This is a genomic window from Erwinia sp. TECH1, assembly GCF_054057575.1.
This window is the reverse complement of sequence record NZ_JBSRZK010000001.1, coordinates 1,039,035-1,058,953: the sequence shown is the minus strand read 5'-3', so window position 1 is coordinate 1,058,953 and position 19,919 is coordinate 1,039,035. Positions and strand designations below refer to the sequence as shown.

Genomic DNA, 19,919 nt, shown 5'->3' with positions numbered 1-19,919 from the left:
TGCTATAGCGCCGCTTTGCTGACTTCGGCTGCGACACGCTCGGTCGCATCCGGGATCGCCACGGCACGGGCCTTCGCCGCCATCGCCATCAGCGTTGGGCGATCCCATGCGGCCAGCGTCTGCGCCACGGTGTCAGCCGTAAACTGCGGCTGCTCGTAAATTTTTGCCGCGCCCGCTTTTTCCAGCGGCAGCGCGTTCCAGTACTGCTGACGATCTTTATGCTGAAACGGCACGAAGATCGCCGGTAAGCCTGCGGCGGCCACTTCGCTGACCGTCAGCGCGCCGGAGCGACAGACGATAACGTCCGCCCAGGCGTAGGCCGCTGCCATATCGTCAATAAATTCGGTGACTTTATGCTGCGTCTGTCCAACCTTACCGTAGGCGTCGTTGACTTCAGCCAGCGCGCCTTTGCCCGTCTGGTGCCACAGCGTAATGCTGTCGCCCAGCTTCGCGGCCACCTGAGGCAGCGTCTGGTTCAGCACGCGGGCGCCCTGGCTGCCGCCGATAACCAATACGCGAACCGGGCCGCTGCGATCGGCCATACGTTCAGCAGGCAACGGCAGAGCAAGCACGTCTGTCCGTACCGGGTTGCCGACCACATCCGCATCAGGGAACGCGCCGGGAAACGCCTGCATCACTTTTTTGGCGATTTTCGCCAGCCACTTATTGGTTAATCCGGCGATGCCGTTTTGTTCATGCAGCACCACCGGAATACCGCAGCTCCACGCCGCCAGGCCGCCCGGCCCGGAAACGTAGCCGCCCATGCCCAGCACCACGTCCGGCCTGTAGGCCTTCATGATTGCGCGGGCCTGACGTACGGCGTGGAAAATCCGCAGCGGCGCGGCCAGCTGCGCCTTCAGCCCTTTGCCGCGCAGGCCGCTGATGCGAATAAAATCGATGTCGATGCCGTGTTTCGGCACCAGATCGGCCTCCATACGGTCAGCCGTGCCGAGCCAGCGCACCTGCCAGCCCTGCGCCATCAGATGGTGCGCCACCGCCAGCCCCGGAAAAACGTGTCCTCCGGTGCCGCCGGCCATAACCATCAGTCGCTTCCCTTTCATCGACTACCTCGCGTAAACGCCTGGGCTTTTGCCAGACGCGTTTCATAATCTATGCGTAACAAAAATACGATGGCGGTTGACATAATTATCAGGCTGGAGCCGCCGTAACTGATCAGCGGCAGCGTCAGGCCTTTGGTCGGCAGCATACCTGCTGCGGCGCCAACGTTAACCAGCGCCTGGAAGCTGAACCAGACGCCGATAGAGCAGCCCAGAAAACCGGCGAAGCGCTGGTCAAGCTCCAGCGCGCGGCGCCCGATGGACATCGCGCGAAAAGCGACGAAGAATACCATTAACAGCGCTAAAACCACACCGATATAACCCAGCTCTTCACCGATAATCGAGAAGATAAAGTCGGTGTGCGCTTCCGGTAAATATTCCAGTTTCTGTACCGAGTTGCCCAGCCCCTGGCCCCAGAATTCGCCACGGCCAAACGCCATCAGCGACTGGGTCAGCTGGTAGCCGCTGCCGAAGGGATCTTCCCACGGGTTCCAGAAAGAGGTGACGCGCCGCATACGGTAAGGTTCGGCAATAATCAGCAGGCAAACCGCAAAAATACCGGAGCCGATGATCGCCAGAAACTGCCATAATTTTGCGCCAGCCAGGAACAGCATCGCCAGCGTGGTGACAAACAGCACCACCACGGTACCCAGATCGGGCTGCGCCAGCAGCAGGACCGCCAGCACCACCATCACGCCCATCGGCTTGCAGAAACCCCAGAAATTGTTGCGCACTTCCTCTACCTTGCGCACCAGGTAGCTGGCGAGATAGCAGAACAGCGAAAGCTTGGAGAGCTCCGCAGGCTGGATACGCAGCGGGCCGAGCGCAATCCAGCGCGAGGCGCCGTTTACCGAACTGCCCACCACCAGCACAATCAGCAGCATCACCACCGTGACCAGCAGCATAATGTTGCTGTAGCGCTGCCAGAAAGCCATCGGCACGCGCAGCGTGACCAGCCCGATGCCGAACGCCAGCACGATGTAAAAGGCATCGCGCTTGGCGAAGTAAAAAGGATCGTCCGATAAACGCTGGCCCACCGGCATGGAGGCCGACGTCACCATCACGAAGCCGATAATCGCCAGCCCTATCGTCAGCCAGAGCAGCGTGCGGTCGTAAAGCACCATGGTGCTGGCATCGCTCTCGCGCGAGCCCATCACCCACTCTTTCAGGCGTTCTGACAGCCAGCTGGCAACGCTTAAACCCGGAACACGCATCAGCCCAGCTCCTTTGCCAGTCGAGTGAACACGTCGCCGCGCTGCTCGAAGTTTTTAAACTGATCGAGGCTGGCGCAGGCCGGCGACAGCAGCACCATATCGCCAGACTGCGCTTTGGCGGCAATCTGCTGCATGGCTTCCTGCATCGTTGCGGTCTGCACTGCCCTTTCCGGGCGCAGCGCCGCCAGCGCGGCCGCATCCCGACCAAAGCAGTAAATTCTGATGTTATCGCCCTGTAAGTAGCGAGCCAGCGGAGTGAAGTCGGCGGATTTGCCGTCGCCGCCCAGCAGCAGCCAGAGCGTGCCCTGCACGGTCAGACCGTTCAGCGCCGCTTCGGTGCTGCCGACGTTGGTCGCTTTGGAGTCGTTGATCCAGCGAATGCCGTTACGCTCGTGCGCCAGCTGGAAGCGGTGCGCCAGGCCGGTAAAGGTAGTCAGCGCTTTCAGGCTGGAGGCGCGAGGCAAACCCACGGCATCGGCCAGCGCAAGGGCCGCCAGCGCGTTAGTGTAGTTATGCTGGCCGACCAGGGGCATCTCGCTGGTGTTCAGCACTTTTTCGCCCTTAACGCGCAGCCAGGTGCTGCCCTGCTGGCGCGTCAGATGATAGTCGCCGACGTCGACGCCAAAGCTGATGCAGCGTTTATCCGCGCCGCGTACCGGCATGGTCATCGCATCGTCCGCATTCACAATGCACGCGTCTGCCTGTTCGTAAACGCGCAGCTTGGCCGCCCGATACTGCTGCATCCCGAACGGATAGCGATCCATATGATCTTCCGTCACGTTCAGGATGGTCGCCGCCGCCGCTTTCAGGCTGTGGGTCGTTTCCAGCTGGAAGCTGGAGAGTTCCAGCACGTAGAGCCGGGCGGGCTGAGCAAGCAGCATCAGCGCCGGCAGGCCAATATTGCCGCCCACGCCGACCTGCCAGCCTGCGGCTGTAGCCATCTCGCCCACCAGCGTGGTCACGGTGCTTTTGCCGTTAGAGCCGGTGATCGCCACAATCGGCGCCTGCGCCTCGCGGCAAAACAGCTCGATGTCGCCTACGATCTCCACGCCCGCTTTCGCCGCCGCCGTCAGGGACGGATGCGACAGCGCCAGCCCGGGGCTGGCGACAATCAGATCGGCGCTTTGCAGCCAGTCGTCGTTCAACGAACCCAGCCAGCGTTCCACTTCTGCTGGCAGCTTTTCCAGGCCCGGCGGAACAAGTCGGGTATCCATGACGCGCGGCGTGACGCCACGCGCTAAAAAGAAGTCAACGCACGACTGCCCGGTCAATCCCAGACCGATAATGACGACTTTTTTACCCTGGTAATCAGTCATTATTACCGCACCTTCAGCGTCGCCAGGCCAATCAGCACCAGCATCAGTGAAATGATCCAGAAACGTACGATAACGCGCGGTTCCGGCCAGCCTTTAAGTTCGTAATGATGATGAATAGGCGCCATGCGGAAAATTCGCTGGCCGCGCAGCTTGAACGACCCCACCTGTAGGATCACCGACAGGGTTTCCACCACAAAGACGCCGCCCATAATCACCAGCAAAAACTCCTGACGCAGCAGCACGGCGATGGTGCCCAGCGCGCCGCCCAGCGCCAGCGATCCGACGTCGCCCATAAAGACCTGCGCCGGATAGGTGTTAAACCATAAAAAGCCCAGCCCGGCACCGACGATTGCCGTACAGACAATCACCAGTTCGCCAGCGTGGCGCAGATAGGGAATATGCAGGTAGTTAGCGAAGTTCATATTACCGGTGGCCCAGGCAACCAACGCAAAACCGGCGGCCACAAAAACGGTAGGCATGATTGCCAGGCCGTCCAGCCCGTCGGTCAGGTTCACCGCATTACCGGTGCCGACGATAACGAAGTAGGCGAGCACCACGTAAAACAGGCCAAGCTGCGGCATGATGTCCTTGAAGAACGGCACCACCAGCTGCGTCGCCGGCGTGCCTTTTCCTGTCGCATAGAGCGTAAAGGCGACGCCCAGCGAAATCACCGACATCCAGAAATATTTCCAGCGCGCGATCAGCCCTTTCGTGTCTTTACGCACCACCTTGCGGTAATCGTCCACAAACCCAATGATGCCAAAACCCACCAGCACCACCAGCACGCACCAGACGTAAGGGTTGGACGGATAGGCCCACATCAGCACCGAGACGGTAATGGAGAACAGGATCATAATGCCGCCCATGGTCGGCGTGCCGCGCTTGCTGAAGTGCGATTCCGGGCCGTCGTTACGCACGACCTGACCGAAGGACATTTCCTGCAGGCGGGCGATCATGCGCGGCCCCATCCACAGCGAGATAAACAGCGCGGTCAGCAGGCTGACGATGGCGCGAAACGTCAGATAGGAAAAGACGTTAAAGCCTGAATAAAAAGCGACCAGATGTTCGGCCAGCCAGACTAGCATGTTCTTTTCTCCTGTAAGCTCTGTACTACCTGCTCCATGGCGGCACTACGTGAACCTTTAACTAAAATGGTGATCGTCGGCTGTTCCGCCAGCAGCGTCCGCAGACGCGCCGTGACGGCAGCCTTATCGGTAAAATGTTCGCCCACGCCGCTGGCCTCGCCGATAGCGCGGCTTAATGTGCCCACGCTAAGCACCTTATCAATACCGGCGCGCCGCGCCGCTTCGCCCACTTCGCGATGGCACGCTTCGGCCTCCTCGCCCAGCTCCGCCATATCGCCGGTGACCATCACGCGATAGCCCGGCATATCCGCCAGCACCTGAGCCGCTGCGGTCATCGAGCCGACGTTGGCGTTATAGCTGTCGTCCAGCAGCAGCTGATTTTCCGCCAGCAGAACCGGGAAAAGGCGGCCCGGCACGGCTTCAAGCTGGCCTAAGCCAAGCTGTACCGCTTCCAGGGAAGCGCCGACGGAGATAGCCAGCGCGGCGGCGGCCAGCGCATTCGCGATATTGTGACGCCCCGGCAGCGGCAGCTGAACGGCTACGCTGCCTACAGGCGTTTTCATCACAAAATGGGTGCCAGAGCTGGTGATTTGCACATCGCTGGCGGCGAACTCGCTTTCGGCCTGCGGTTGGGAAGAGAAGTGCCAGACCGTTTTGCCCTTCAGCATCGGCTGCCAGTTAGCCTCGTCGTTGCTGTCGGCGTTCAGAATGGCGGTGCCGTTGTCCGGCAGCCCCTGAAAAATTTCGCCTTTGGCTTTGGCCACGCCTGCCAGCGAGCCGAACCCTTCCAGGTGCGCGGCCGCCAGGTTGTTGACCAGCGCCGTTTCCGGTCGCGCCAGGCTGGTGGTCCAGGCGATTTCGCCCTGATGGTTAGCGCCCAGCTCAATCACCGCGTACTGGTGCTGCGCGCTCAGACGCAGCAGCGTCAGCGGGACGCCGATATCGTTATTCAGATTGCCTGCGGTATACAGCGTTTCGCCGCACTGGCGCAGAATGGCGGCGGTCATCTCTTTGACCGAGGTTTTGCCGGAAGAGCCGGTCAGCGCCACGACGCGCGCCGTCGACTGCTGGCGAACCCAGCCGGCCAGCTGGCCCAGCGCTATGCGCGTATCACTGACCACCACCTGAGGAACCGCAACAGGTAAGTGCTTACTGACTAACAGAGCCGCCGAACCGGCCGCTATCGCGTCGCCGACCAGCTCGTGCGCGTCAAAACGCTCGCCCTTCAGCGCGATAAACAGACAGCCGGCGCTTATCTTGCGCGTATCGGTGGTCACTTCGCTAAAGGTAAGGTCGCTGCCGATTAGTTCACCGCCGGTGATCTCAGCCAGCTTTTGCAGAGAGAGTGCGATCATGCCATCACCCCCAGCAAACGCGCCACGGTTTCGCGGTCGGAATAGTCCAGCCGACGGTTGCCGACGATTTGATAATCTTCATGACCTTTACCGGCAACCAGCACGATATCTTCTTCTTTAGCCTGCATGATGGCGTTAGTGACCGCCTGTGCTCGTCCGGCTACCATGCGGGCGCGGCCCGGATCGAGCAGGCCGGTCAGAATGTCGGCCACGATAGCGGCAGGATCTTCGCTGCGCGGGTTATCGTCGGTGATCACCACCACGTCGGAGAACTGCTCGGCAATGGCGCCCATCAGCGGACGCTTGCCTTTGTCGCGATCGCCGCCGCAGCCGAAGACGCACCACAGCTTGCCTTTACAGTGCAGGCGAGCGGCCTCCAGCGCTTTTTCCAGCGCGTCCGGCGTGTGGGCATAATCCACCACTACCGTTGGCTTGGCGGGCGAGCTGAAGACTTCCATACGGCCGGTGACCGGCTGTAGTCGGTTGCCGGTCGCCACCAGCTCGTTGAGCGGATAACCCAGCGCCAACAGCGTTGCCAGCGCCACCAGCAGATTGCTGACGTTAAACGCGCCCATCAGACGGCTTTCCAGCTCGCCGCCGCCCCAGCTGGAGTCAAAACGGATGGCGGCGCCGTTGTCGTGATAGCGCACGTCCGTCGCCTTCAGCCAGCGGCCATGACAGCCCGGCTCCAGGTTATCTTCCAGCGTAACGGCAACGGCGTCCGGCAGGTTCGCCAGCCAGCGGCGTCCCGTCTCGTCATCGGCATTGATAATGGCCTGGCCGACCATGTGCTCGGAGAAAAGCAGCCATTTGGCGGACTCATAGCGCGTCATATCACCGTGGTAGTCCAGGTGATCGCGGCTGAGGTTGGTAAAGGCCGCAGCGGCAAAAGGCAGCGCCGCTACGCGATGCTGCACCAGACCGTGGGAGGAAACCTCCATCGCGGCCAGCGTCGCGCCCTGCTCCACCAGCGAAGCCAGCGTCTGCTGTACCTCAACCGCCGAGCCGGTCGTGTTTTCAACCGGCGCCAGATGCCCGTAAAGGCCGTTGCCGACGGTGCCCATCACCGCGCCGGTTTCGCCCAGCAGCTGCGCCCATTGCGCCAGCAGCTGAGTGGTGGTGGTTTTGCCATTGGTGCCGGTCACGCCAATCAGGCGCAGTTTTTCGCCCGGCTGCTGGTAAAAGCGCCCGGCCAGCGCGGAAAGCCGCTGGCTCAGCTGCGCCAGATAAATCACCGGCACGCCGTGCACGGTAGTGATGTCGCCATCTTCCGCTTCGCCTTCCGCTTCGGCGATAATCGCCGCCACGCCCTGCGCGATAGCCTGGGGAATAAAACGACGGCCGTCTGCCGTATGGCCTTTTACGGCGACAAAGAGATCGCCGGCAGCCGCTAAACGGCTGTCCAGGATCATTTCACGCAGCGGCAGCGCGGGCGCGCCAGGCACCCACGGCGCCAGTAAGTCGTGCAGATTACGATCTGTCACTTGATCCCTCACTTATTGTCTACCAGCTCGTTTTTTTCAACGACCGGTAGCGCATCAGGTTCGATATTCATGGTGCGCAATACACCGCCCATAATGGCGCCAAACACCGGAGCCGAAACCGCGCCGCCGTAATATTTACCGGCCTGGGGATCGTTGATCACCACCACCAGCGCAAAACGGGGACGGCTTGCCGGTGCAACGCCGGCGGTGTAGGCAATATATTTGTTAACGTAGCGCCCGTCCGGCCCGACTTTTTTCGCCGTACCGGTTTTAATGGCGATGCGGTAGCCTTTGATGGCCGCTTTTACGCCGCCGCCGCCGGGCAGCGCCACGCTCTCCATCATATGCATGACGGTGCGAACCACTTCTTCAGAAAATACGCGCTGTCCGCCCACGGGCGGATCGACTTTGGTAATCGACAGCGGGCGATAGAGACCATAGCTGCCGATTGTGGCGTAGACTCGCGCTAACTGTAACGGCGTTACCATCAGCCCGTAGCCGAAAGAGAAGGTGGCCCTCTCTATGTCAGACCACCGTTGTTTTTGGGGATATAAGCCACTACTTTCTCCGACCAGTCCCAGATTGGTCGCTTTACCCAGTCCAAAGTGCGAGTAGGTTTCTACCAGCGCTGAGGACGGCATCGCTAACGCCAGCCTGGAAACGCCGACGTTACTCGATTTTTGCAGAACGCCGGTCAGCGTCAGCTCGTTATAGCGGGCCACGTCTTTGATCTCATGGCCGTTAATGCGGTAAGGCACGGTGTTCAGCACGCTGTTTTCCCGCACCACGCCGCGCTGTAGCGCGGTCATGACCACCATCGGTTTGACGGTTGAACCCGGCTCGAAAATATCGGTGATGGCGCGGTTGCGCATTACGTCTTTGGTGACGCCGGTAAGGTTGTTCGGGTTATAGGCCGGGCTGTTGGCCATCGCCAGCACTTCGCCGGTGTTAACATCCACCAGCACGGCGGTGCCCGACTCCGCCTTGTTAAAGGCGACGGCGTTGTTCAGTTCGCGATAGACCAGCGCCTGCAGGCGTTCGTCAATGCTCAGCGCCAGGTTGTGCGCCGCCCGGCTGTCTACGGAAGAGACATCCTCAATCACGCGGCCATGGCGGTCTTTGCGCACGGTGCGCTCGCCCGGCTCGCCCGTCAGCCATTTATCAAAGCTCTTTTCGACGCCTTCAATGCCCTGACCATCAATGTTGGTAAAGCCGATCAGATGTGACGTGACCTGCCCTGCCGGATAGTAGCGACGCGACTCTTCCCGTAAAAAGATGCCGGGAAGCTTGAGTTTTTTAATGTAGTCGCCGATGGCCGGATTGACCTGGCGCGCCAGATAGACGAAGCGCCCTTTGGGATTGGCGTTAACGCGCGCCGCCAGCTGATCCAGCGGAATGGAAAGCGCATCGGAAAGCGCCTGCCAGCGGCTGTCCAGCGTGATGCCGCCTTTGGCGTGCAGCTCTTTCGGATCGGCCCAGATAGCGTTGACCGGCACGCTGACGGCCAGCGGCCGCCCGGCGCGATCGGTGATCATGCCACGAGAGGTCGGAACGGCCTGGACGCGCAGCGAGCGCATATCGCCTTCCCGCACCAGCTTATCCGGGTTGATCACCTGCAGATAAGCCATGCGCGCCAGCAGTCCGCCCAGCGCGAGTAAAATACAGCCGCACAACAACGCAAAACGCCAGCTGACAAAGCTGGCCTGATCTTCCTGACGTTTTGTCTTAAGCGTCTTAACTGCGGCTTTCATTTATGCCCTTATGGCTGTACCACAATATTTTCCTGCGAAGGATCGACATGCTGCATTTGCAGTTTTTCCATCGCCGTTCTTTCCACGCGGCTGTGATCGCCCAGCGCATTCTCTTCCAGAATCAGGTTGCGCCATTCGATATCCAGCGCGTCGCGTTCCAGCACCAGCTGCTCGCGCTGCGCGGTGAGCAGGCGGGTTTTATGCGCCGTGGTCACCACCAGCACCGCAGACACCAGCACGGCGACAGCCAGGATCAGCGGGATTTTGCCGTGGCGTAAAAGATCGCCTGCAATCACGCCGGGTAAACTGTGTCGCTCGTTGCCGATCATGCGTCTGTTCTCTCAGCAATACGTAATACGGAACTGCGCGCGCGCGGGTTTTCCGCCACTTCCGCTTCGCCCGGCATCATTTTGCCCAGCGCTTTAAGCTGACGGCCGCCGAGCTTGCTCAGCTGCGCTTCCGTCATCGGAATACCGGCCGGAACCTGCGGGCCACGGCTCTGTTCGCGCATAAAGCGTTTGACGATACGGTCTTCCAGCGAGTGGAAGCTGATCACCGACAGGCGGCCCTGCGGCGCCAGCGCGGAAAGCGCGCCTTTCAGCGCTTTTTCAATCTCTTCCAGCTCGCTGTTGACCCAAATACGGATAGCCTGGAAGCTGCGCGTCGCCGGATGCTTGAATTTATCTTTTACCGGCGTAGCGGCATAAATCACGTCCGCCAGCTCTTTGGTGCGGGTCATTGGCTGCTCGCGGTTGCGCTCGACGATGGCGCGCGCGATGCGTTTTGCGAAGCGCTCTTCGCCAAAGGTTTTCAGCACAAAGGCGATATCGCTCTCCTCTGCCTGAAGCAGCCACTGCGCAGCAGATAAGCCTTTGGTCGGATCCATGCGCATATCCAGCGGGCCGTCGCGCATAAAAGAGAAGCCGCGTTCGGCATCATCCAGCTGCGGCGAAGAGACGCCCAAATCCAGTAAAATGCCGTCGATGCGGCCGGTCAGCCCGCGCGCGTCAACATACTCCGCCAGCGCGGAGAAAGGCCCATGTATAATGGTAAAGCGCGGATCGGTAATGGCGGCGGCGGCGGCAATAGCCTGCGGGTCGCGGTCGATGGCGTACAGACGCCCCTGTTCGCCCAGCGCGGAGAGGATCAGTCGGGAATGCCCGCCTCGTCCAAAGGTGCCATCAATATAGATGCCGTCTGGTTTGATATTGAGGCCGTTGACCGCCTCGTCCAGCAGCACCGTGGTATGTTTAAAATTTTCCTGCATAGCTATAATGACAAGTCCTGCAAGCGCTCAGATAGCGGTTCCTGAGACGACTGCTCCGCGTCAATATCCTCCCTGACTTGTTGATACCAGGTCTGTTCATCCCACAGCTCAAACTTGTTAAACTGTCCAACCAGCATCACTTCTTTGGTCAGATTCGCGTGCTGACGGAGCGTACCCGCAATCAGCAAACGGCCTGCATTATCCATCTGGCATTCGCTGGCATGACCAAGCAACAAGCGCTGAATACGGCGCTCTACCGGGTTCATGCTCGATAAGCGAGCCAGCTTACGTTCAATAATTTCCCATTCAGGCAGGGTGTAAAGCAGCAGGCATGGCTGATGGAGGTCAATAGTACACACCATTTGCCCCTGAGATTCCCCGATCAGCGTTTCGCGGTAGCGCATGGGCACAGCCAGTCGCCCTTTGCCGTCGAGATTGACTAACGTTGCTCCACGGAACATGCCAGTCTTCCCCTTTGGTTACCCTTAAGTCCCACTTTACACCACAAATTCCCACCCGGAGGAGTGTACGGAGCGGAGGAAATCATTGTCAAGCGACAGCGCAGGCCCTGAAGAATTATTTCTTTTCCAGAAAAAACAGCAAAGAGTTAAAAAAGAAGCGCCTTTAGCGCGCTATCGAAAATTAAACTAATGAATAGTGACGGGAAATTGATGAGAAAGTCTGAGTTGTTCAAAAATATACCAGCCGTTACCCGTAAAATTCCGGCCGCCAACTTTAGCCGTTGACCGGTATTTTAAGGAATTTCCTAAGAAAATGGCCTGATAGTGCCGTTCTGCCTGATGCGGCAGCGAAGGCGTGTCGCTAACGTTTTAATAAGCGTGCATTTTCGGAAAGTTAAAATCATTTGAAACTTTATCTTTACTTTTATTTACGCTAACGACAAACCAAAAACGCACCGGTCTTATTTGGGCATCCGGCACCGCGCGAAAAGTTGCGAAACCAGAAAAATAAAAGGTGCCAATAAAAGACACCCTTTTAGCAACTGATTAACTTCCTTTACGGCTCAGGCGTCCACGCCGGTAAAGATTGCGACGGATACGCGTCAGGCCGGGTTTTGGCTTACGCGGCTCGTCCAGGCTGGCCAGCACCAGTTCCAGCACCCGCTCGGCCACGTCGCGATGACGCTGACCTACCGCCAGTACCGGACAATCCAGAAAATCCAGCAGTTCATGATCGCCGAAGGTGGCTATTGATAAATCGGTCGGCATCCGCCCTTCCCGCTTCAGCGCCACGTCCATCACGCCCTGCAGCAGACCAAAAGAGGTGGTAAACAGCGCATCGGGCATGGCGTGCGTTTCCAGCCAGGTTTCAAACAGCGCCGCCGCCGCCGTGCGCTCAAAGCTGTTGGCATAGATATAGTCGATATGGCGCTCGTCGCCCTGCCACGCCTGGCGAAAGCCCATTTCACGCAGGAAGCTGACGGACAGCTCCGGCAGCGCGCCGAGGTAAAGAATGGATTCAGCCGGCTGCTTGCGCAGTTCGGCCGCCAGCATCTCGGCATCATCCTGATCGGCGCCGACGACGCTGGTGAAGTGTTCGCGATCCAGCGCGCGATCCAGCGCTACGATCGGCAAAGGATCGTTAATCCAGCGCTGGTAAAAAGGGTGTTCCGGCGGCAGGGAGGTCGAAACGATAATCGCGTCTACCTTGCGCTGTAACAGGTGTTCCACGCAGCGCATTTCGTTATCCGGCTGATCTTCGGAGCAGGCGATCAGCAGCTGATAGCCGCGCTGACGGGCCTGGCGCTCCAGATAATTCGCGATCCGCGTATAGCTGGTATTCTCTAAATCGGGAATAACCAGGCCTATCGAGCGGGTACGCCCTGCCCTTAAGCCTGCGGCGACCGCATTAGGGTGATAATTATGCTCGCGAACCACCGCCATGACTTTTTCTACGGTCTTGTCGCTGACACGATACTGCCGGGCTTTTCCGTTTATAACGTAGCTGGCCGTCGTGCGCGATACACCAGCAAGACGCGCAATTTCATCCAGTTTCACAATAACTCCACGCTTCAGGCACCATGACGGCGCAGAAAAAATAGCCATGTCGCGGCTAAGGATAAGATAATCTTACATCTAACGGCTGCGCCAGCAACCTCTTTTAGCCCCAGTCGGGAGCTTTCTGGCAAAAATAAAAAAACCCGGCATTACGCCGGGTTAGAAGCTTTTCGCAATTATCACGCGGGGCAATCAGCGCATAATTCGCTCGCCGCGCGCAACGCCGACAACGCCTGAACGTGCAACCTCAACGATTTCCGCCACTTCACGAACGGTGCTTAAAAAAGCGTCCAGCTTGTCGCTGGTGCCCGCCAGCTGAACCGTATAAAGCGAAGGCGTCACGTCGACGATCTGCCCACGGAAGATTTCCGCGCTGCGCTTAACCTCTTCACGCCCGTAGCCGGTCGCCTGGATTTTCACCAGCATGATCTCGCGCTCGACAAATGCGCCCTGGCCCAGCTCCGTGACGCGCAGCACGTCCACCAGCTTGTGCAGCTGCTTTTCAATCTGCTCCAGCACCTTCTCGTCGCCCACGGTCTGAATAGTCATCCGCGACAGCGTCGGATCGTCAGTAGGCGCGACGGTCAGGCTTTCGATGTTGTAACCGCGCTGAGAAAAAAGCCCCACTACCCGCGATAATGCGCCGGATTCGTTTTCCAGCAGTACCGATAAAACACGACGCATAATTATGTCCTCTCCGTTTTGCTCAGCCACATTTCGTCCATTCCGCCGCCGCGGATCTGCATCGGGTAAACGTGCTCGCTGCCGTCAACGTTAACGTCCACAAACACCAGGCGGCCTTTACGCAGCTCTACCAGCGCCTGGCTCAGTTTTTCTTCCAGCTCATGCGGATGATTAATGCCGATGCCGACATGGCCGTAAGCCTCCGCCAGCCTGATAAAATCGGGCAGCGACTCCATATAGGATTGCGAATGCCGTCCCGAATAGATCATATCCTGCCACTGCTTCACCATGCCCAGATAGCGATTGTTAAGGCTCAGCACCAGCACCGGCAGATTATATTGCAGCGCGGTCGACAGCTCCTGAATATTCATCTGAATACTGCCGTCGCCCGTGACGCAAACCACGGTTTCCTCCGGCAGCGCCAGCTTGACGCCCAGCGCGGCAGGCAGGCCGAAACCCATCGTGCCCAGACCGCCCGAGTTGATCCAGCGGCGCGGCTTGTCAAAGGGGTAATAAAGCGCGGCGAACATCTGATGCTGCCCCACGTCGGAGGTCACGTAGGCGTCGCCGTTGGTCAGACGCCAGATCGTTTCGATTACCGCCTGCGGTTTGATTTTCTCGCTGCTGCGATCGAACGCCAGGCACTGACGCGCTCGCCACTGTTCGATGCTCTGCCACCAGTCGCGCAGGCTGTCGCAATCCTGCTCGCTGTGCTGTTTTAGCATCTCCAGCATCTGCTTCAGCACATCGCGGGCATCGCCGACGATCGGCACGTCTGCCGGCACGGTTTTGGAGATAGTCGCGGGATCGATATCAATATGCAGCACCGTCGCGTTCGGACAATACTTCATTAAATTATTGGTGGTGCGGTCATCGAAACGCACGCCAACGGCGAAAATAACGTCGGCATTGTGCATCGTCATATTCGCTTCATAGGTGCCGTGCATCCCCAACATGCCTAAACACTGGCGATGGGTGCCGGGGAAAGCGCCCAGGCCCATCAGCGAGCAGGTCACCGGCAAATTGAGTTGTTCGGCGAACTCGCGCAGCTCGTTGGCGCAGTCGGCATTGATTACGCCGCCGCCCGCATAGAGAACGGGTTTTTTCGCCGCCAGCAGGCTTTGCAGCGCGCGCTTGATTTGGCCCCGATGCCCCTGCGTCGTGGGATTGTAAGAGCGCATACTGACCGATTCCGGCCACTGATACGGCAGCTTGTTCGCCGGATTCATCATATCTTTTGGCAGGTCGATCACCACCGGGCCGGGACGCCCGCTGGCCGCCAGCCAGAAGGCTTTTTTCACGACGGTGGGGATATCTTCAACCTGCCTCACCATAAAGCTGTGTTTGACGATCGGCCGCGAAATACCGACCATGTCGCACTCCTGGAAGGCGTCATAGCCAATAAGGGAGGAAGGAACCTGCCCGGAGAGCACGACCATAGGAATAGAATCCATATAGGCGGTGGCAATGCCGGTAATAGCGTTGGTGGCGCCCGGCCCGGACGTGACCAGCACCACGCCGGTTTCGCCGGTAGCGCGTGCGTAGCCATCGGCCATATGTACAGCGCCCTGCTCATGGCGCACCAGCACGTGGTCAATGCCGCCCACGGTTTGCAATGCGTCATAGATATCCAGTACTGCCCCGCCGGGGTAGCCGAACACATGTTTTACGCCCTGATCGATTAACGATCGGACCACCATCTCGGCTCCTGACAACATCTCCATTTTTGCCTCCAGGCTTTAAGGTGCTGATTTACCGACGTGCTTAACGCGCTTATGCAGAAAATAACGCCTGCCTGCCGATAAGTTCAAAACCTGTGTTTATTCAACCGCTAAAAATATTTTCAGCGGCCAGGTACAGGGCGATGCCCGTTTTATTTTTGCTTTGAGTGAAGATTTACCATAACCGCAGAAAACCCGACAGGCAAACGTCCTGCACGTGACTGATGAATGAAAGCCCTCATTAAGGCACTACCTGTTTCGCTAACGCGTCGACGTTTACACTAACTATTCGCCAGGAAAAAAGCGGTTTATGCTGACTGCGCTTTATTTTCCAGTGTGATCGTTTCGTTATTAATGAGTGAACTTCTTTGAATAAAGTTTACCTGTTCAAACATCGCGGCGGATTTAGTTTTTTCTGCTGCTTCCCGATCTATCTGAAAAAGAATGCGCTAACTAACCGGGCATTGTTGGTGAAAGTTGTTTATAAGAAAAACCTATGTAATATCCTGATAAAAAAGGCTATTTTTGCTAAAAACCGCCAGCACTCCCTTTTGTTTTTCGATGGTTTTCTGCTGGGCGGCCTGCCGTACGCCTTTTTGTTCTGTCTGCCTTTGCTGAGCCAGAATAATTTCTCTGCGCTGATTTTACGTCGCTAATTATAACCTTGTGACTCGCCTTGACATCGCCCCCCGCTTTCAAGTATCAATAAAGGAACAGCAAATTTATGAGGCCTGACTCAATGATCCGTACCCTCCTCCTACCTGGTCTACTACTAAACGCATATTTATGCGCGGTAGACTTGTGGGCGGAATGAATCACTGATTCAGGCTTGCAAACTAAAAAACCCGCGCTACTGCGCGGGTTTTTTTATGCTCGTAGCATTAGCGATGCAAACATGAAAGGAATTATCTGATGAGCCAACAAGTTATTATTTTCGATACCACGCTGCGTGATGGTGAACAGGCATTGCAGGCCAGTCTGAGCGTGAAAGAGAAATTGCAGATAGCGCTGGCGCTGGAGCGTATGGGCGTTGACGTGATGGAGGTCGGTTTTCCGGTTTCTTCGCCAGGCGACTTCGAATCCGTGCAGACTATCGCTCGCCAGGTAAAAAACAGCCGTGTTTGCGCGCTGGCCCGCTGTGTGGAAAAAGATATCGATGCGGCTTACGAAGCGCTGCGCGTGGCCGAGGCCTACCGCATCCACACCTTTCTGGCGACGTCGCCCATGCATATCGCCACCAAGCTGCGCAGCACGCTGCCGGAAGTGATCGAGCGCGCCGTGCGCATGGTAAAACATGCGCGTAACTACACCGACGACGTCGAATTTTCCTGCGAAGACGGCGGTCGGACGCCAATCGACGATCTGTGCCGCGTCGTGGAAGCCGCCATCAACGCCGGCGCCACTACCATCAATATCCCTGACACCGTGGGCTACACCCTGCCGAGCGAGTACAGCAACATTTTCACCCAGCTGCGCAACCGCGTACCCAATATCGACAAAGCGATCCTGTCAGTGCATACCCATGACGATTTGGGCATGGCGGTCGGCAATTCTATCGCCGCCGTGCAGGCTGGCGCGCGCCAGATTGAGGGCACCATTAACGGTTTGGGCGAGCGTGCAGGCAACTGTGCGCTGGAAGAAGCCATCATGGCGATAAAAACCCGCAGCCAGCTGATGAACGTGCATACCCATATTCACCATCAGGAAATCTACCGCACCAGCCAGCTGGTCAGCCAGATCTGCAATATGCCAATCCCGGCCAATAAAGCCGTGGTGGGCAGCGGCGCTTTCGCCCACTCCTCCGGTATTCACCAGGACGGCGTGCTGAAAAACCGCGAAAACTACGAAATCATGACGCCGGAATCGATCGGCCTGCACCAAATCCAGCTGAACCTGACCTCTCGCTCCGGTCGTGCGGCCGTGAAACACCGCATGGAGGAGATGGGTTACAAAGAGCAGGATTACAATCTGGACAGCCTGTACGACGCCTTCCTGAAGCTGGCCGATAAAAAGGGCCAGGTGTTCGATTACGATCTGGAAGCGCTGGCCTTTATTAACAAGCAGAACGAAGAGCCGGAACATTTCCGCCTGGACTACTTCAGCGTGCAGTCCGGCTCCAGCGTGATGGCAACCGCTTCGGTCAAGCTGAACTGCGGAGAAGAATCTATCGCCGAAGCCGCGACGGGCAATGGGCCGGTGGATGCCGTTTACCAGGCGATCAACCGTATTACCGACTTTGATATCGAGCTGGTGAAATATCAGCTGACCGCCAAAGGCCATGGCAAAGACGCGCTGGGCCAGGTTGATATCGTGGTGAACTATAACGGCCGTAAATTCCACGGCGTGGGCCTGGCGACGGATATCGTGGAATCCTCCGCCAAAGCCATGATCAACGCCCTGAACAATATCTGGCGCGCGCGCCAGGTCGAGCAGGAACTGCAGCGCAAAGCCAACGAAAAGGAAGCCGTATAATGACAAGGACTTATCATATTGCCGTATTGCCGGGCGACGGCATCGGGCCGGAAGTCATGGCGCAGGCTGCGAAGGTGCTGGATGCGGTACGTCAGCGTTTCGATCTGCGCATCACCACCAGCGAGTATGACGTCGGCGGCATTGCCATCGACCGTCACGGCGAGCCGCTGCCGCCGGCCACCGTGGCGGGCTGCGAACAGGCGGATGCGATCCTGTTTGGCTCCGTCGGCGGCCCGAAATGGGAACACCTGCCGCCAGCGGAGCAGCCGGAGCGCGGTGCGCTGCTGCCGTTGCGTAAGCACTTCAGACTGTTCAGCAACCTGCGGCCGGCCAGCCTGCATCAGGGGCTGGAAGCGTTCTGCCCGCTACGCGCCGATATCGCCGCCAAAGGCTTCGATATTCTGGTGGTGCGCGAGCTGACCGGCGGCATCTATTTTGGCCAGCCGAAAGGCCGTGAAGGCAGCGGCCAGCACGAGCGCGCCTTTGATACCGAGGTTTATCACCGCTTCGAGATCGAACGCATCGCCCGCATCGCCTTTGAATCTGCCCGCAAGCGCCGTAAAAAAGTGACGTCGATTGATAAAGCAAACGTGCTGCAATCGTCCATTTTATGGCGGCAGATCGTAACGGAAGTGGCGCAGGATTACCCGGATGTCGAGCTGCATCATATGTATATTGATAACGCCACGATGCAGCTGATCAAAGAACCTTCACAGTTCGACGTTATGCTTTGCTCTAACCTGTTTGGCGATATTCTCTCCGACGAGTGTGCGATGATTACCGGCTCGATGGGGATGCTGCCTTCCGCCAGCCTTAACGAACAGGGTTTTGGCCTGTTTGAACCGGCAGGCGGCTCCGCGCCGGATATCGCCGGAAAAAATATTGCCAATCCTGTCGCTCAGATCCTGTCGCTGGCGCTGCTGCTGCGCTACAGCCTGCAAGCCGCCGACGCGGCCGATGCCATTGAGCAGGCCATCAGCCGCGCGCTGGCAGAAAATTACCGTACCGGCGACCTGGCTGGCGACGGCGATGCCGTCGGCACCGAGGAGATGGGTTCCGTTATCGCCCGATTTATCCGCGAAGCCTGATTATGAAAACATTATACGAGAAGCTGTTTGACGCCCATGTCGTGTATGAAGCGCCTGACGAGACGCCGCTGCTTTATATCGACAGGCACCTGGTGCATGAAGTGACCTCGGCGCAGGCTTTTGACGGTCTGCGCGCGCACGGCCGCCCGGTGCGTCAGCCGGGTAAAACTTTCGCCACGATGGATCACAACGTCTCTACGCAAACGCGGGATATCAACGCCAGCGGCGAGATGGCGCGCATTCAGATGTCGATGCTGATCAAAAACTGCGAAGAATTCGGCGTGCGGCTGTACGATCTGAAGCATCCTTTTCAGGGCATTGTGCACGTTATCGGGCCTGAACAGGGCATGTCGCTGCCCGGTATGACCATCGTCTGCGGCGATTCGCATACTTCTACCCACGGCGCTTTCGGCGCGCTGGCGTTTGGCATCGGCACGTCAGAAGTCGAACACGTGCTGGCAACGCAGACGCTGAAGCAGTCGCGCGCTAAAACCATGAAAATCGAAGTCGTGGGGCAGACGGCGCCGGGCATTACCGCCAAGGATATCGCGCTGGCGATCATCGGTAAAACCGGCAGCGGCGGCGGCAACGGGCACGTGGTGGAGTTCTGCGGCCCGGCCGTGGAGCAGCTCAGCATGGAAGGCCGCATGACGCTGTGCAATATGGCGATTGAGCTGGGCGCGAAAGCGGGCCTGGTCGCGCCGGATGAGACCACGTTTAATTATGTGAAGGGCCGCCAGTTTGCGCCCAAAGATGGGGCCTGGGAACAGGCAGTCGCCTACTGGCGCACGCTGAAATCCGATAGCGGTGCCCGCTTTGATAAAGTCGTGACGCTTAATGCCAGTGAGATCGCGCCGCAGGTCACCTGGGGCACCAATCCCGGCCAGGTGATCGCCGTCAACGACGTCATCCCCGATCCGGCCAGCTTCAGCGATCCCATTGAACGCGCCTCGGCGGAAAAAGCGCTGGCCTATATGGATCTCAAACCGGGCATCAGGCTGACTGACGTGCGGATTGATAAGGTATTTATCGGCTCCTGCACCAATTCCCGTATTGAGGATCTGCGCGCGGCGGCCTCCGTGGTCAAAGGGCATAAAATCGCCGCTGGCGTGCAGGCTTACGTCGTGCCCGGCTCCGGGCCGGTCAAAGCGCAGGCCGAAGCGGAAGGTCTGGATCAAATCTTTCTGGCTGCCGGTTTCGAATGGCGCCTGCCCGGCTGCTCGATGTGTCTGGCGATGAATAACGATCGCCTGAGTCCGGGCGAGCGCTGCGCCTCAACCAGCAACCGTAATTTCGAAGGCCGCCAGGGCCGTGGCGGACGTACGCATTTGCTCAGCCCGGCGATGGCCGCCGCTGCGGCGGTAGCCGGTCGCTTTGCCGATATCCGCGAGCTGGATAAGGAGTAA

The 19,919-nt window shown here is 58.5% G+C and carries 16 protein-coding genes and 1 pseudogene; 4 read left to right on the top strand and 13 right to left on the bottom strand.

Annotated features, from left to right (window positions below; genetic code table 11):
• Positions 1-2: 2 nt before the first annotated feature.
• The 13 genes and pseudogenes from murG to ilvI all read right to left on the bottom strand — a co-directional run bounded on the left by murG (position 3) and on the right by ilvI (position 14,956).
• Positions 3-1,061, bottom strand: a complete 1,059-nt coding sequence (murG, locus tag ACVWZ0_RS04865) for an undecaprenyldiphospho-muramoylpentapeptide beta-N-acetylglucosaminyltransferase (RefSeq protein ID WP_253455279.1) — start codon at positions 1,059-1,061, stop codon at positions 3-5.
• Positions 1,058-2,272: a cell division protein FtsW gene (ftsW, locus tag ACVWZ0_RS04860; protein ID WP_253455280.1), complete on the bottom strand. Its 1,215-nt coding sequence runs from the start codon at positions 2,270-2,272 to the stop codon at positions 1,058-1,060. Before ftsW ends, murG begins: the two co-directional genes overlap by 4 nt.
• Entirely contained in the window at positions 2,272-3,588 is a 1,317-nt protein-coding gene (gene murD / locus ACVWZ0_RS04855) for a UDP-N-acetylmuramoyl-L-alanine--D-glutamate ligase (RefSeq protein WP_253455281.1), read from the bottom strand. Before murD ends, ftsW begins: the two co-directional genes overlap by 1 nt.
• 2 nt (positions 3,589-3,590) lie before the next feature.
• The gene (gene mraY, locus ACVWZ0_RS04850) at positions 3,591-4,673 is read right to left on the bottom strand and encodes a phospho-N-acetylmuramoyl-pentapeptide-transferase (RefSeq protein WP_253455282.1); all 1,083 of its coding nucleotides are present in this window, start codon (positions 4,671-4,673) and stop codon (positions 3,591-3,593) included.
• Entirely contained in the window at positions 4,667-6,028 is a 1,362-nt protein-coding gene (gene murF, locus ACVWZ0_RS04845) for a UDP-N-acetylmuramoyl-tripeptide--D-alanyl-D-alanine ligase (protein WP_253455283.1), read from the bottom strand. The genes mraY and murF overlap by 7 nt, the downstream gene beginning before the upstream one ends.
• Positions 6,025-7,512: a UDP-N-acetylmuramoyl-L-alanyl-D-glutamate--2,6-diaminopimelate ligase gene (murE, locus tag ACVWZ0_RS04840; RefSeq protein ID WP_253455284.1), complete on the bottom strand. Its 1,488-nt coding sequence runs from the start codon at positions 7,510-7,512 to the stop codon at positions 6,025-6,027. Before murE ends, murF begins: the two co-directional genes overlap by 4 nt.
• A pseudogene (locus tag ACVWZ0_RS04835) lies at positions 7,499-9,263 on the bottom strand (peptidoglycan glycosyltransferase FtsI). The gene murE and the pseudogene ACVWZ0_RS04835 overlap by 14 nt, the downstream one beginning before the upstream one ends.
• Before the next feature lie 8 nt (positions 9,264-9,271).
• On the bottom strand, positions 9,272-9,592 hold the full coding sequence (gene ftsL / locus ACVWZ0_RS04830) for a cell division protein FtsL (RefSeq protein WP_253455285.1): 321 nt from the start codon (positions 9,590-9,592) through the stop codon (positions 9,272-9,274).
• Positions 9,589-10,530, bottom strand: a complete 942-nt coding sequence (rsmH, locus tag ACVWZ0_RS04825; protein ID WP_253455286.1) for a 16S rRNA (cytosine(1402)-N(4))-methyltransferase RsmH — start codon at positions 10,528-10,530, stop codon at positions 9,589-9,591. Before rsmH ends, ftsL begins: the two co-directional genes overlap by 4 nt.
• Positions 10,531-10,532: 2 nt before the next feature.
• Entirely contained in the window at positions 10,533-10,991 is a 459-nt protein-coding gene (gene mraZ, locus ACVWZ0_RS04820) for a division/cell wall cluster transcriptional repressor MraZ (RefSeq protein WP_125288986.1), read from the bottom strand.
• 546 nt (positions 10,992-11,537) lie between these two features.
• Entirely contained in the window at positions 11,538-12,548 is a 1,011-nt protein-coding gene (gene cra / locus ACVWZ0_RS04815; RefSeq protein ID WP_253455287.1) for a catabolite repressor/activator, read from the bottom strand.
• Between the two features lie 192 nt (positions 12,549-12,740).
• Complete coding sequence (gene ilvN / locus ACVWZ0_RS04810) at positions 12,741-13,232, bottom strand: acetolactate synthase small subunit (RefSeq protein WP_125288984.1); 492 nt, start codon at positions 13,230-13,232, stop codon at positions 12,741-12,743.
• A gap of 2 nt (positions 13,233-13,234) precedes the next feature.
• A complete protein-coding gene (gene ilvI, locus ACVWZ0_RS04805; RefSeq protein WP_253455288.1) occupies positions 13,235-14,956 on the bottom strand; it encodes an acetolactate synthase 3 large subunit in 1,722 nt (573 codons plus the stop codon).
• A gap of 365 nt (positions 14,957-15,321) precedes the next feature.
• On the opposite strand from ilvI, the gene ACVWZ0_RS04800 reads away from it, so the two are divergent.
• The 4 genes from ACVWZ0_RS04800 to leuC all read left to right on the top strand — a co-directional run bounded on the left by ACVWZ0_RS04800 (position 15,322) and on the right by leuC (position 19,919).
• Entirely contained in the window at positions 15,322-15,609 is a 288-nt protein-coding gene (locus ACVWZ0_RS04800; protein ID WP_253455289.1) for a hypothetical protein, read from the top strand.
• A 256-nt stretch (positions 15,610-15,865) separates the two neighbouring features.
• Positions 15,866-17,425: a 2-isopropylmalate synthase gene (gene leuA / locus ACVWZ0_RS04795; RefSeq protein ID WP_253455290.1), complete on the top strand. Its 1,560-nt coding sequence runs from the start codon at positions 15,866-15,868 to the stop codon at positions 17,423-17,425.
• Entirely contained in the window at positions 17,425-18,513 is a 1,089-nt protein-coding gene (gene leuB / locus ACVWZ0_RS04790; RefSeq protein ID WP_253455291.1) for a 3-isopropylmalate dehydrogenase, read from the top strand. The genes leuA and leuB overlap by 1 nt, the downstream gene beginning before the upstream one ends.
• Before the next feature lie 2 nt (positions 18,514-18,515).
• A complete protein-coding gene (gene leuC, locus ACVWZ0_RS04785; RefSeq protein ID WP_253455292.1) occupies positions 18,516-19,919 on the top strand; it encodes a 3-isopropylmalate dehydratase large subunit in 1,404 nt (467 codons plus the stop codon).